Consider the following 14,088-nt stretch of genomic DNA (forward strand, 5'->3'; position numbering starts at 1 on the left):
GAAAGGAGGCTTTATAAGTGACTTTAGTCGAAAAATTTGTAACACAAGTTATTGAAGAAAGTTCTTATGAGGAGTTGGATCGTATCTATCTGACCAATCGTGTTTTGGCACTGGTTGGAGATGGCGTTTTGGAAGTTGAAATCAATGTTTCTGAGTTGATTGACCTAAAAGACCAATTAGTCGAGGAAGCCGTTCGATTAGAAACAATTGAAGATGGTCAGACTGCGCGTGAAATCCTCGGTGCAGACCTCATGGACTTGGTGACTCCGTGTCCAAGTCAGGTTAATCGTGACTTTTGGGATACCTATGCTCAGTCACCAGAGCAGGCGATTGCAGACTTTTACCAACTCAGTCAGAAGAATGACTACATCAAACTCAAAGCCATTGCGAAAAACATCGCTTATCGTGTTCCTTCTGACTACGGTGAACTTGAGATTACCATCAATCTGTCTAAGCCTGAAAAGGATCCTAAGGCGATTGCGGCAGCCAAGCTAGTTAAGTCTAGTAACTATCCTCAATGTCAGCTCTGTATGGAAAATGAAGGGTATCATGGCCGTGTCAACCATCCTGCTAGGAGTAATCATCGTATTATTAGATTTTCAATGGATGGGCATGAGTGGGGCTTCCAATATTCGCCTTACGCTTACTTTAATGAGCACTGTATTTTCCTAGATAGCAAGCATCGTCCTATGGCTATTAGTCGCCACAGTTTTGAGAGACTGCTGTCTATTGTGGAGCAATTTCCAGGCTACTTTGCTGGTTCAAATGCGGACTTACCAATCGTTGGGGGTTCTATTCTGACCCATGATCACTATCAAGGTGGTCGCCATGTTTTCCCAATGGAGTTAGCTCCTTTGCAACAAAGCTTCCACTTCCAAGGTTTTGAGAATGTCAAAGCTGGAATCGTTAAGTGGCCTATGTCGGTCATCCGATTGACTTCAGATTCGAACGAAGATTTGACGAACCTTGCTGAGAAAATCTTACTTTCTTGGCGGCAGTACTCAGATCCAAGTGTACAGGTATTGGCGGGAAGCAATGGGATACCGCATCACACCATTACACCGATTGCCCGTAAACGAGATGGACAGTTTGAGTTGGATTTGGTCTTGCGAGACAATCAAACCTCCCCAGAACATCCAGATGGTATATATCATCCCCATAAGGATGTGCAACATATCAAGAAGGAAAATATCGGCTTGATTGAGGTTATGGGCTTGGCTATCTTGCCACCTCGCTTGAAGGACGAACTGGAGCAAGTTGCAGCTTATCTAGTTGGAGAGGATGTTTTAGTTGCAGATTATCACCAAGAATGGGCAGATGAGTTGAAAAAATCCAATCCTGACGTGACCGACAAAGCCCAAGCACTTAATATTGTCCAAGAATCTGTGGGTAAAATCTTTGCTCGTGTTTTAGAAGATGCAGGGGTTTACAAGCAAACAGAAGAAGGACAAGCAGCCTTTATGCGCTTTGTAGAGCAGGTCGGAATTTTATCTGAATAAGTGCTTCTTCCTTGCATAGGCCTATAAAAAGTAGTATGATAGTGTCGTTTAAAAAGCAGGAGGACAGTATGAAAGATTTTCATTTTGATGCGATATCAGCTTTTGAAAATTACGAAATTGAAACAATGAGAGACGGTCATGTCCTGGTGACGACAAAAGTAGTGGACTCCTCCCTCAACTACTATGGAAATGCCCATGGAGGCTATCTCTTTACCTTGTGTGATCAGGTAAGTGGCTTGACAGTTATCTCCTTAGGCTTAGATGGAGTGACACTCCAATCTTCTATCAACTATCTCAAGGCTGGAAAACTAGGCGATGTCCTTTTCATCAAGGGAGAATGTGTCCACCAAGGCCGTACCACTTGTGTGGTCGATGTTGATATCACCAACCAAGATGGGCGAAATGTCTGCAAGGCAACCTTCACCATGTTTGTCACAGGACAACGATCTGAAGATAGACAGGTGAGGATATAAAAGAAAGAATGAGTAGGAAAATTATCCTACTCATTTTAACTTGTAAGAGGAGTGAAATACCAAGCTAATGATTATGTTTCTGTGGTATAATAAACATAGTTTATCTTAATAGCTAATATCAAGTGAATTCTCATTTTAGTGAGGAATTTTTAAATGAATTTACAGTTTAATTTAGAATTAGTCGAAGCTTATAAAAGTAATAGCCAAAAGGCTCGTATCTTAACAGAGGATTGGGTTTACCGTCAGTCTTATTGTCCTAATTGTGGGAGAAAATCATTAAATCATTTTGAAAACAATCGGCCTGTAGCAGATTTTTTCTGTCATGACTGTAGTGAGGAGTTTGAGCTAAAAAGTAAAAAAGGAAATTTCTCATCAACAATTAATGATGGTGCTTATGCAACAATGATGGAACGCGTGCAAGCGGATAATAATCCTAATTTCTTTTTTTTAACTTACACAAAAAATTTTGAGGTGGATAATTTTCTCGTTCTTCCTAAACAATTTGTTACACCAAAATCGATTATTCAAAGGAAACCACTTGCTCCAACTGCTAGACGAGCAGGTTGGATTGGTTGTAATATTGATTTGTCACAAGTACCATCCAAAGGTAGGATATTTCTTGTGCAAAATGGTCAAGTTAGAGACCCAGAAACAGTTACAAAAGAATATAAACAAAGTTTATTTTTAAGGAAAAACTCTCTTTCATCAAGAGGTTGGACCATAGAAATTCTAAATTGTATAGATAAGATAGAAGGTTCAGAATTTACTCTTGAAGATATGTATCGTTTTGAAGGTGATTTAAAAAATATCTTTGTTAAGAACAATCATATCAAAGAAAAAATTCGGCAACAGCTTCAAATATTAAGAGATAAAGAAATAATAGAATTTAAAGGTAGAGGAAAGTATCGGAAATTATGAAAACGAAACAACTTGTTGCATCAGAAGAGGTGTATGATTTCTTAAAAGTCATCTGGCCTGATTATGAAACAGATAGTAATTATGAAAACTTATGTGTAATGGTTTATACTTTATCAGACCCTGATTGTGTGAGGTGGTTATCTGAAAATATGGAATTTGGTGATGAGAAGCAACTTTCTTTATTGAATAAAAAATATAGCTGGGGATATGGAGATGAATTACCAGAGTGGTTGAAAAGCCCAAAACATAGATTATTGCTAATTAGTGAGTTATTGGAGAGAAACTTAAGATGAAAAAGTATACTATAGAAATTACTGAAACTCTAACTCGTATAGTGAGTATAGAAGCTGAGACTGAATATGAGGCAGAACGTATTGTGAGAGAAAAGTATAAGAATTGTGAAATAGTTCTTGATGCTGATGATTTTGTGGGCTATGAAACCCATATATTTGAATAGGTGAGCGCATGAAAGACAGCTAGATTAGGATTTAGTAATAAAAAAGAGGCCTACGCCTCTTTTTTATTACTTTTCTACTCTAGTGACCTATTATCTTATTCACTAAATCTTAAAAAATAGCCATCTGGGTCTAAAACTGCAAATTCATGAGGATAGATATATTGTTCACCAACTCGAAATTCTCTTTTAGTCAAAGGACGATGAATAGGATAGTTAGACTCGATTACTTTCTGATAGAGTCTGGGGACATCCTTGATACCAAAGGAAATATTGACACCACGCCCGAAAGGGTAGGTTAGTTGGGCTAATTCTTCTGTGCTGCCTTCTTCTAGCATAAGTTGGCAGTCTTCAAGCGAGAGGAAGAGAAATTTTTCCTCTGGACGCTCGTATTCGACAGAGAATCCCAATAAGTCGCAGTAGAAGGAACGAGACTGTTCTAGATTCGAGACTATAAACTCGGGAATAACTGCATTGTAGTTCATAAAGAAAATCCTTACAATTCAATTTCCAAGACAATTGGTGTGTGGTCTTGGCGTGGGCCTGAGTCAATCATGTCTGACTTGGTAACCTTATCTGCTACACGGTTACTTGTGAGCCAGTAGTCGATTCTCCAGCCTGTGTTGTTGATTTTTGAAGTTTTGCTGCGTTGTGCCCACCAAGTATAGCGTTCTGGCACATCGCCATGGATATGGCGGAAGGTATCTGTAAATCCTTTGGATAAAAGGTTTGTAAATCCTTCACGTTCTTCGTCTGTGAAACCTGGTGAACGGTGGTTGCTGGCTGGGTTGGCAAGGTCAATTTCCTTGTGGGCAACGTTGTAGTCACCTGTAGCAAGGACTGGTTTTTTCTTGTCTAATTCAGCCAAGTACTCCGCATATTTGACATCCCAGACTTGACGTTCTTCCAAGCGTTTGAGTCCATCTCCAGCGTTTGGTGTGTAAACTTGAGTCACGAAAAATGTATCAAATTCTAGGGTGATGATACGGCCTTCAGAGTCCATAGTAGAAGGGGCGCCAATTTCTGGGAAGCTAATGTTTGGAGTGAGTTCTTTCTTATAGAGGAACATGGTTCCAGCATAGCCTTTACGGGCAGGCTCTTGAGAGGAACGCCAAGTATTTTCATATCCAGGGAAGAGTTCTTCTAACACCTCGAGGTGTTTTTTAGTAGGTCCTGTAGCTGAAAGCTTGGTTTCTTGGATGGCGATGATATCAGCATCTTCGGCTACCAAGGTTTGTAGGACGTCTTGAGAGAGTTTAGCGCGTGCTGAATCGCTCGTTAGCGCTGCGTTTAGGGAATCAATATTCCATGAGATCAGTTTCATAATGTTTACCTTTTCATTCAGATTATAGACAATATTATACCAGAAAAAGGCCCAATTCCCCAGCGTATGGTTTGAAAAATCAAGTTTATTGCTTTATAATAAAGAATGATTTTAGAAAAAGGAAAGAAAGTGAATGAAATTTTATTCGTATGCCTATGTTCTCAGTCAGATTAACCAGCAAAATGGAGTTATGATTGGTATTGGGATTCTTCTATTAATCGTTACTGCATTTTTTGCTTTTAAGGCTTATCGTGACAGACGGAGTACAAAATTTCGTGAGCTTGTCATTATTTCCATCCTTTCGTTGATAGCGATGATTTTGGTGAGTATTACGAGCTATCAGAGCAATCAGGCTTCTAATAATCGATTTCAAACATCGCTTCATTTTATAGAAATCGTTTCAAAGGACTTAGGAGTGGACAAGTCAGAGGTTTATGTCAATACATCGGCTACGACTGATGGAGCTCTGCTTAAGGTAGGGGACAACTATTACCGTGCCATGAATGGCAATAAGCCAGACAAGTATCTTCTAGAAAAAATTGAATTGCATCAAACAGATGACATTGAACTAGTGGAGGTGAACCAATGACACTGAACTATATTGAAATTTTTATCAAACTAGCTTTGGGTCTGGTTTCTCTTGTTTTTGTTATCAATGTAACCGGTAAGGGAAACCTAGCTCCCAATTCTGCTACAGACCAAATTCAAAACTATGTTCTTGGTGGGATTATTGGGGGTGTCATCTATAATAGCTCTATCTCCATTCTCCAGTATACCGTTATCTTGATTATGTGGACTATTCTTGTCTTGACGCTGAAATGGCTCAATAACAATGTCCGTTTTGTTAAACACTTGATTGATGGTAAACCAACTTTACTCATCAAAAATGGACAAATCGATCCCGAAGCCTGTCGCTCTGTTGGACTCTCTGCAGCGGATGTTGCACTAAAACTCCGTAGCCAAGGGATTTTTCAACTCAAGCAAGTCAAGCGGGCCGTTCAGGAACAAAATGGCCAGCTAATCGTGGTGCAGATGGGTGATGAAAATCCCAAATACCCTGTGGTAACTGACGGGGTGATTCAGTTGGATGTCCTAGAGTCTATCGGTCGTAGCGAGGAGTGGCTCCTCGATAATCTTAGTAAACAAGGCTATGATACTGTTTCAAACATCTTTATCGCAGAATACGACAAAGGTGTTGTAACAGTCGTGACTTATGAATAAGAAAAACCTGGGGCAATGTGTCTCAGGTTTCAATTTGCAGATGTAGAACTAGAAAGGAAAAACATGACCATTATCCGAAAACTCTGGTGGTTTTTCAAATTAGAAAAGCGCCGTTATTTAATAGGTATTCTAGCTTTAACCCTAGTTGCAGTTCTGAATTTAATTCCGCCGATGGTCATGGGGCATGTCATTGATGCCATTACCTCTGGCCAGTTAACGCATCAGGATCTTCTTCTCAATCTCATCTATCTAGTATTTGCTGCGATTGGACTCTATTATCTTCGCTATGTCTGGCGTATGTATATCTTGGGAACTTCTTATCGCTTAGGGCAAATCATGCGGTCTCGTTTGTTTGAACACTTTACCAAGATGTCTCCCTCTTTTTACCAGACCTATCGGACAGGGGATTTAATGGCCCACGCGACCAATGATATCAATTCTCTCACCCGATTGGCGGGTGGTGGTGTAATGTCTGCGGTAGATGCGACGATTACAGCACTGGTCACCTTGCTCACTATGTTTTTCAGTATTTCATGGCAGATGACACTGGTAGCCATTATTCCATTGCCATTCATGGCGATTGCGACGAGTCGTTTAGGTCGAAAAACACACCGAGCTTTTAGCCAATCACAAGCAGCCTTTTCTGAGTTAAATAATAAGGTTCAGGAGTCTGTTTCAGGAATTAAAGTAACCAAGTCCTTCGGCTACCAGGCTGATGAGTTGGATTCATTTCAAACAGTGAATGAACGAACCTTCCAAAAGAATATGCAAACCATGAAATATGATAACCTATTTGATCCCATGGTCTTACTTTTTGTTGGTTTTTCCTATGTTCTCACCCTTTTAGTCGGTTCACTCATGATTCAGGCAGGAAGTGTGACGGTTGGGAATTTAGTCACCTTTATTAGTTATTTGGATATGTTAGTCTGGCCTTTAATGGCGATTGGTTTCTTGTTTAACATCACCCAGAGAGGAAACGTGTCTTATCAACGTATTGAAAATCTCTTGACGCATGAGTCTGAAGTTAAAGATCCAGAACATCCACTCCCTAGTATTCAGAATGGTCGTCTGGAGTATGCCATTGATCATTTTGCCTTTGAAGATGAAGATACGCTACATGAAATTCATTTTACCTTAGAAAAAGGTCAGACCTTAGGGTTGGTTGGTCAAACAGGTTCCGGAAAGACTTCTCTTTTAAAATTGCTTTTACGAGAGTATGATGTCAACCAAGGAGCTATCTACTTAAATGGGCATGACATACGAGAATATCGCTTGACCGATCTTCGTGGTTTGATTGGCTATGTTCCTCAAGACCAGTTTCTTTTTGCGACTTCTATCCTCGAGAATGTTCGTTTTGGAAATCCAAGTTTAACAGTTCCACAAGTGGTAGAAGCGACGAAGCTTGCTCAAGTCTATCAAGATATTACAGAGATGCCTCAGGGATTTGACACCATTATCGGTGAAAAAGGGGTCAGCTTATCGGGTGGGCAAAAACAACGTTTGGCCATGAGTCGTGCCATGATTTTAGATCCAGATATCTTGATTTTGGATGATTCTCTTTCAGCGGTGGATGCTAAGACAGAGTACGCCATCATAGACAATCTTAAGGCTACTCGCAAGGATAAGACAACCATTATTACCGCTCACCGTCTTAGTGCAGTTGTCCATGCAGACTTAATTTTGGTTCTACAGGATGGCCGGATTATTGAACGCGGGAAACACGATGATTTGTTGGCTTTGGGTGGCTGGTATGCCCAAACCTATGAATCACAACAGTTAGAAATGAAAGGAGAAGAAGATGCAGAATAAGCACCAACAGTGGATGGTATTGAAACGCCTCATTCGTTATCTCAAACCTTATACCTGGCTTACGATTTGTGCGCTTGCCTTTCTCCTATTTACAACGATTATTAAGAGTGTTATTCCTCTTGTTGCTTCTCAATTCATTGACCATTATCTCCATGATCTCAATCATGTGGCTATTTTGATGTTGCTTGGTTATTATTGCCTTTATATCTTGCAAATGCTTGTGCAATACGTGGGAAATCTCCTCTTTGCGCGCGTGTCCTATAGTATCGTCAGAGATATTCGACGAGATGCCTTTGCTAATATGGAAAAACTGGGGATGTCCTTCTTTGATAAGACACCTGCAGGTTCCATCGTGTCTCGTTTGACCAATGATACTGAGACCATTAGTGATATGTTTTCAGGAATTCTCTCAAGCTTTATCTCAGCAGTCTTTATCTTTGTGACGACCCTTTACACCATGATGATCTTGGATTATCGCTTAACAGGACTAATCATTTTATTTCTACCCTTGATTTTTGTTTTGGTTAATCTTTATCGAAAAAAATCGGTCCATATCATCGAAAAAACGAGGAGCCTCTTATCAGATATCAATAGCAAACTTGCAGAGAGTATCGAAGGAATTCGAATTATTCAGGCTTTCAATCAAGAAAAACGGTTACAGGAAGAATTTGACAAAATCAATGAAGAACATTTTGTTTATGCCAACCGTTCCATTTCAGTTGACTCTCTATTTTTGAGACCTGCGATGAGTCTACTCAAGCTCCTTGGTTATGCTGTCTTGATGGCTTATTTTGGCTATCGGGGTCTTTATATGGGAATCACTGCAGGGACTATGTATGCATTTATCCAGTATATCAATCGTCTCTTTGATCCCTTGATCGATGTATCACAGAATTTTTCGACCCTTCAAACTTCTATGGTTTCAGCAAGTCGTGTCTTTGCTATGATTGATCAAAGGGAGTACGAACCAGAACAGCAGTCTAAGGATGTACAGCTAACTGAGGGAAATGTCCGCTTTGAACATGTCTCTTTCTCCTATGATGGGAAACATCAGATTTTGGATGATATTTCCTTTACGGTCAATAAGGGAGAAACTATCGCCTTTGTCGGTCATACTGGTTCTGGGAAATCTTCTATCATCAATGTTCTCATGCGTTTTTATGAATTTCAGTCAGGTCGTGTCTATATAGATGATGTCGATATCCGAGACTATAGTCAGAAAGAATTGAGAAATAATATTGGGCTAGTCTTACAGGAACCCTTTCTTTATCATGGTACGATTAAGTCGAATATTGCCATGTATCAGGATCTCAGTGAAGAGGAAATTGAAAAAGCAGCGGTTTTTGTGGATGCCGATCCCTTCATTCAGAAATTGCCGGATGGCTATAATGCTCCTGTTTCTGAGCGTGGTTCAAGCTTTTCAACGGGACAACGTCAACTTCTGGCTTTTGCTCGTACGGTAGCCAGTCAACCCAAAATTCTGATTTTGGATGAAGCAACTGCTAATATTGATTCTGAAACAGAAACACTCGTTCAAAATTCCTTAGCGAAAATGAGAAAAGGACGGACAACCATTGCGATTGCTCACCGCCTATCTACTATTCAAGATGCCAACTGTATCTATGTCCTAGACAAGGGACGAATCATCGAGAGTGGGACCCACGAGGAACTTTTAGCCTTGGGAGGTACTTACTACAAAATGTATAGTCTTCAGGCAGGGGCACTATCCTAAGGAAGAATTCCTTGGAAATTCAGATTTCTTGTACAGGCTCTTTCATTTTGTGGTATAATGTAGAATGTTTAAAGATTCCATTTTAAAAAACAGAGGAGGATGTGCATGCTGAGATGGGATGAACTACCTCAAGAGATGCAATTGAGCGAGGTAAAACCATATTACCAGCTTGTCTCTAAAAGAAAAGGTTCACTGGTCCTCAAGCGTTGTCTAGATTTCTTTCTAGCCTTAGTCTTGTTAATCTTGACCTCACCCGTGTTTTTGGTTCTAAGCATTTGGATCAAGCTCGATAGTAAAGGACCAGTCATTTACAAGCAGGTGCGGGTAACCCAGTACAACCGTCATTTCAAGATATGGAAATTCCGTACCATGGTAACCGACGCTGATAAAAAAGGAAGCCTAGTGACTTCTGCAAATGATAGCCGTATTACCAAAGTTGGAAATTTCATTCGTCGTGTTCGTTTGGATGAACTGCCGCAATTGGTCAATGTTCTCAAAGGAGAGATGTCCTTTGTAGGCACTCGTCCTGAAGTACCACGCTACACAGAGCAATATAGTCCTGAGATGATGGCCACTTTGCTATTGCCAGCAGGGATTACATCGTTTGCAAGTATTAACTATAAGGACGAGGACGCCATCATCAGTCAAATGACTGCAAAAGGTATGACCGTTGATCAGGCTTATGTGGAAAGGGTCCTTCCAGAGAAGATGCACTTTAATCTAGCCTACTTACGTGATTTTAATTTCTTCGGAGATATTAAAATCATGTTCCAGACTGTAATTGAAGTTTTAAAATAAAGTAGTTCTAAGACTTAAAACCGATAAAAGGAGTAAAACAATGCCAAAGTATAATATTCCATTTTCACCACCTGATATTACTGAAGCTGAAATTGCCGAAGTAGCAGATACCCTTCGTTCTGGTTGGATCACAACAGGTCCAAAGACAAAAGAATTGGAACGTCGTCTATCTCTCTTCACTAAGACACCTAAAACAGTCTGCCTCAACTCTGCCACAGCAGCCCTTGAATTGATTTTGCGCGTGCTTGAAGTGGGGCCTGGTGATGAAGTTATCGTTCCAGCTATGACTTATACAGCTTCATGTAGTGTCATCACTCACGTAGGTGCGACACCAGTTATGGTTGATATCCAAGGTGATACTTTCGAAATGGATTATGACAAGCTTGAACAAGCGATTACTGAGAAGACTAAGGTTATCATCCCAGTGGAACTTGCGGGAATTATCTGTGACTATGATCGTTTGTTTCAAGTTGTTGAGAAGAAACGTGACTTATTTACAGCTACTAGCAAGTGGCAAAAGGTCTTTAATCGTATTGTTATAGTATCTGATAGTGCCCATGCTTTAGGTTCAACCTACAAAGGGCAACCAGCTGGGGCCATTGCAGACTTTACGTCATTCTCTTTCCACGCAGTCAAGAACTTTACAACTGCTGAAGGGGGAAGTGCAACTTGGAAAGCTAATCCAGCTATTGATGATGAAGAAATGTACAAGGAATTCCAGATTCTTTCTCTTCATGGTCAAACCAAAGATGCGCTTGCTAAGATGCAACTAGGTTCATGGGAATATGATATTGTAAAACCTGCCTATAAGTGTAACATGACAGATATTATGGCTTCGATTGGTTTGGTACAATTGGACCGTTATCCTGGCTTGCTTCACCGTCGTAAAGAGATCGTGTCTCGTTATGACCGTGGATTTGCAGGAACTCGGATTCATCCCTTAACTCATCAGACAGATACTGTTGAATCTTGTCGTCACCTTTACGTTACCCATGTAGAAGGTGCTAGTCTCGAAGAGCGAAATCAGATTATCCAAGAATTGGCTAAGGCAGGAATCGCAAGTAACGTTCATTACAAGCCCCTTCCACTTTTGACAGCTTATAAGAATCTTGGCTTTGATATGGCAAACTATCCTAAGGCTTATGCCTACTTTGTAAACGAGATTACACTACCACTTCACACGAAATTAACGGATGAAGAAGTGGATTATATCATTGAGACTTTTGTTAGAGTTTCAGAAGAGGTTCTTGGTTCTTCAAAAAAATAACAAAAAGGTCTTGACAAAGAAAAAGCAAAATTTTATAATAATCTAAACAAATCAGAAAAGTAATTATTTTTTAATCTTCAGGGAGCCTGTGGTTACTGTGAACAGGTGATTGAGAGTAATGAAATTGGGCTGGTTTGGAAATATGAATTTGAAACAATGAAAATTCGGTGCGCACACCTTACAGTGCAACTTGTTGATAGACAAGGCAGAGATGTAAAGGGGATAGTCTCTTTACAATTGAGGTGGCACCGCGTCCCGAACGCCCTCACACAGATTTTTCTGTGTGAGGGCTTTTTGTTTATCCTCGAATTGGTAGTTCTAAAAAATGGGCCAAGGAAAGATAAAAATAGCATCAAGTTTTAAATTTTTAAAAAGATGGGAAAGATACAGAGATTTCTCTCACAGAGAGCTTGTGGTTGCTGAAAACAAGCAGAGAAAACTGTAAGGTTGGGTCCATCTGAAAATGAGAGAAGAAAACATGATTCTCAAGGGAGTGCCCTTTATCGCACAGCCTGTTACAAGAAGGTTCTGAGACAGGAATGAGAGATAGGAGAAATCCTATAATTGAGGTGGCACCGCGAATTTCGTCCTCACGCAAGTTATTTTGCGTGGGGATTTTTTGTAGAATCAACACGGGATCTAAGAAGAACTGAAAGGGGAATTACAATGGAACGAATCATTCATGGAGATGTTTTATCACCAATCTTGGCTTATATGCGCTTAAACGGAAAACACAAGGTCATACTTGAAAGTATCCCAAGAGAAAAAGAAAATGCTCGATTTTCTATCTTAGCCTATAACCCAGTTTTTGAGATTAAGTTTGAAAATGGAGTTCTTTATCAGAATGGTCAGGTAATTGATCGAGATCCTTTGGATTTCCTCTATGAGGTGACTCATAAGAGCCAGCACCATTCAGACCTACCTTTTGGTGGTGGAGCTATCGGATTTGTTGGCTATGATATGATTTCTCTCTATGAAGAAATTGGCCAGCTTCCTGAGGATACGATTGGGACGCCAGATATGCATTTCTTTGTTTACGAGAGTTATATGGTATTTGACCACAAGAAAGAAAAAATTCATATCATCGAGGATGCTCTCTACAGTAATCGAAGCAATGAAGAACTAGAAGTGGCTTTAGATCAGGTTTTAGAAGAGTTGAAAATCCCTGCTCCAAATGAATTTGAAGATTTGGACGTTTCTCCACTTCAGTTTAGACCACATATCTCTCCACAGAAATTTGAAGAAATGGTAGAAACAGCTCGCGACTTGATTCGCAACGGAGATATGTTCCAATGTGTGCTTAGCCAGCGCTTCTCCGCAGAGGTAACTGGAAATCCTTTTGACTTCTACAGAAATCTCCGAGTGACCAATCCATCAAATTACCTCTACTTTTATGATTTTGGAGATTATCAAATTATCGGTGCCAGTCCTGAGAGCTTGGTTTCCGTCAAGAATGGTATCGTGACAACCAATCCAATTGCAGGTACGCGACCTAGAGGCACTAATGACGAGGAAGATGCAGCACTTGCAAGTGATCTACTTTCTGATGAAAAGGAAACGGCAGAACACCGAATGTTGGTGGATTTGGGACGAAATGATATCGGTAGAATTGCTGAAACAGCCAGTGTCCAAGTAACTAAGTATATGGAAGTGGAACTTTTCCGTTATGTCATGCATTTGACCAGCGTGGTTAAAGGACATTTATTACCAGAACTGACTGCCATGGATGCCTTGAAGGCGACACTTCCGGCAGGAACAGTATCGGGAGCACCAAAGATTCGGGCCATGAAACGCATCTATGAACTAGAAACAGAGAAGCGAGGCGTATACGCAGGGGCTATCGGTTACCTATCAGCAACTGGAGACATGGATTTTGCCATTGCAATTCGAACCATGATTCTCAAAAATAAAACAGCCTACGTACAGGCTGGTGCAGGAATTGTTTATGATTCTATCGCCCAAAACGAATACCAAGAAACCATTAACAAAGCTAAATCTATGACTAGAATGGGAGAACTAAGACCATGATCTTATTGATTGACAATTATGATTCATTTACCTATAACCTGGCTCAATACATTGGGAATTTCGCCCCTGTTGAAGTTTTGAGAAATGATGATCCACATCTTTATGAAGAAGCTACAAAGGCAGATGGATTGGTCTTTTCTCCTGGTCCAGGTTGGCCAGCTGATGCTGGGAAAATGGAAGAAATGATTCGTGATTTTGCAGGTAAGAAACCTATTCTAGGGATTTGTTTGGGGCACCAAGCCATTGCAGAAGTCTTTGGTGGTAAGTTGGGCTTGGCTCCTAAAGTTATGCACGGGAAACAAAGTCAAATCCGATTTGAAACTCCATCAGTTCTCTATCAAGGGATTGAGGACAATCGTCTAGTCATGCGTTACCACAGTATTTTAATTGAAGAGATGCCAGAAGAGTTTGAAGTGACAGCTCGTTCGACAGATGACCAAGCTATTATGGGGATTCAACACAAAAACTTGCCGATTTATGGCTTGCAGTATCATCCAGAAAGTATTGGAACGCCAGATGGTCTATCTTCTATTCAGAATTTTATCGAGAAAGTTGTAAAGTGAGG

Annotated in this window: 13 protein-coding genes, 1 pseudogene and 2 other annotated features; of the genes and pseudogenes, 12 read left to right on the top strand and 2 right to left on the bottom strand. The window is 40.3% G+C overall.

The features are described 5' to 3' along the window. Window positions 1-17 precede the first annotated feature (17 nt). From HMPREF3237_RS00065 to HMPREF3237_RS09135, 4 genes and pseudogenes are all read left to right on the top strand, one after another. Window positions 18-1,499: a UDP-glucose--hexose-1-phosphate uridylyltransferase gene (locus HMPREF3237_RS00065; protein WP_070888400.1), complete on the top strand. Its 1,482-nt coding sequence runs from the start codon at window positions 18-20 to the stop codon at window positions 1,497-1,499. Between the two features lie 68 nt (window positions 1,500-1,567). Next, complete coding sequence (locus HMPREF3237_RS00070; protein ID WP_070888401.1) at window positions 1,568-1,972, top strand: PaaI family thioesterase; 405 nt, start codon at window positions 1,568-1,570, stop codon at window positions 1,970-1,972. Between the two features lie 153 nt (window positions 1,973-2,125). Beyond that, complete coding sequence (locus tag HMPREF3237_RS00075) at window positions 2,126-2,890, top strand: DpnI domain-containing protein (RefSeq protein WP_070888402.1); 765 nt, start codon at window positions 2,126-2,128, stop codon at window positions 2,888-2,890. Beyond that, a pseudogene (locus tag HMPREF3237_RS09135) lies at window positions 2,887-3,347 on the top strand (DpnD/PcfM family protein). The gene HMPREF3237_RS00075 and the pseudogene HMPREF3237_RS09135 overlap by 4 nt, the downstream one beginning before the upstream one ends. 95 nt (window positions 3,348-3,442) lie before the next feature. Here HMPREF3237_RS09135 and HMPREF3237_RS00090 read toward each other — a convergent pair. Next, window positions 3,443-3,829 (bottom strand): bleomycin resistance protein, encoded by a 387-nt coding sequence (locus HMPREF3237_RS00090; protein ID WP_070888405.1) that lies wholly within the window; start codon window positions 3,827-3,829, stop codon window positions 3,443-3,445. Window positions 3,830-3,840: 11 nt separating this feature from the next. Continuing rightward, window positions 3,841-4,668 carry an exodeoxyribonuclease III gene (locus HMPREF3237_RS00095; protein WP_070888406.1) on the bottom strand — a complete coding sequence of 276 codons (828 nt, stop codon included), beginning with the start codon at window positions 4,666-4,668 and terminating at the stop codon, window positions 3,841-3,843. Window positions 4,669-4,801: 133 nt separating this feature from the next. Here HMPREF3237_RS00095 and HMPREF3237_RS00100 point away from each other — a divergent pair, with 133 nt between their 5' ends. The 8 genes from HMPREF3237_RS00100 (at window position 4,802) to HMPREF3237_RS00145 (ending at window position 14,086) form a co-directional block, all read left to right on the top strand. Then, entirely contained in the window at window positions 4,802-5,257 is a 456-nt protein-coding gene (locus HMPREF3237_RS00100) for a DUF3290 family protein (RefSeq protein ID WP_070888407.1), read from the top strand. Beyond that, the gene (locus HMPREF3237_RS00105) at window positions 5,254-5,889 is read left to right on the top strand and encodes a DUF421 domain-containing protein (protein WP_006146015.1); all 636 of its coding nucleotides are present in this window, start codon (window positions 5,254-5,256) and stop codon (window positions 5,887-5,889) included. Before HMPREF3237_RS00100 ends, HMPREF3237_RS00105 begins: the two co-directional genes overlap by 4 nt. Before the next feature lie 63 nt (window positions 5,890-5,952). Beyond that, window positions 5,953-7,698, top strand: a complete 1,746-nt coding sequence (locus HMPREF3237_RS00110; protein ID WP_025168736.1) for an ABC transporter ATP-binding protein — start codon at window positions 5,953-5,955, stop codon at window positions 7,696-7,698. Next, the gene (locus tag HMPREF3237_RS00115; protein ID WP_070888408.1) at window positions 7,688-9,430 is read left to right on the top strand and encodes an ABC transporter ATP-binding protein; all 1,743 of its coding nucleotides are present in this window, start codon (window positions 7,688-7,690) and stop codon (window positions 9,428-9,430) included. The genes HMPREF3237_RS00110 and HMPREF3237_RS00115 overlap by 11 nt, the downstream gene beginning before the upstream one ends. 105 nt (window positions 9,431-9,535) lie before the next feature. Next, window positions 9,536-10,228 carry a sugar transferase gene (locus tag HMPREF3237_RS00120; RefSeq protein ID WP_070888409.1) on the top strand — a complete coding sequence of 231 codons (693 nt, stop codon included), beginning with the start codon at window positions 9,536-9,538 and terminating at the stop codon, window positions 10,226-10,228. Window positions 10,229-10,268: 40 nt separating this feature from the next. Continuing rightward, window positions 10,269-11,495 (top strand): DegT/DnrJ/EryC1/StrS family aminotransferase, encoded by a 1,227-nt coding sequence (locus tag HMPREF3237_RS00125; protein WP_006146011.1) that lies wholly within the window; start codon window positions 10,269-10,271, stop codon window positions 11,493-11,495. A 37-nt stretch (window positions 11,496-11,532) separates the two neighbouring features. Continuing rightward, window positions 11,533-11,765: a binding site (T-box leader), on the top strand. A 90-nt stretch (window positions 11,766-11,855) separates the two neighbouring features. After that, window positions 11,856-12,090 (top strand) — a binding site (T-box leader). A gap of 71 nt (window positions 12,091-12,161) precedes the next feature. After that, a complete protein-coding gene (gene trpE, locus HMPREF3237_RS00140; RefSeq protein WP_006146010.1) occupies window positions 12,162-13,523 on the top strand; it encodes an anthranilate synthase component I in 1,362 nt (453 codons plus the stop codon). Then, window positions 13,520-14,086, top strand: coding sequence for an aminodeoxychorismate/anthranilate synthase component II (locus HMPREF3237_RS00145; RefSeq protein WP_070888410.1), 567 nt, complete (start codon window positions 13,520-13,522; stop codon window positions 14,084-14,086). Before trpE ends, HMPREF3237_RS00145 begins: the two co-directional genes overlap by 4 nt. Window positions 14,087-14,088: the final 2 nt, after the last annotated feature.

It is taken from the genome of Streptococcus sp. HMSC34B10, assembly GCF_001839505.1.
GTDB classification, from domain to species: Bacteria; Bacillota; Bacilli; order Lactobacillales; family Streptococcaceae; genus Streptococcus; species Streptococcus peroris.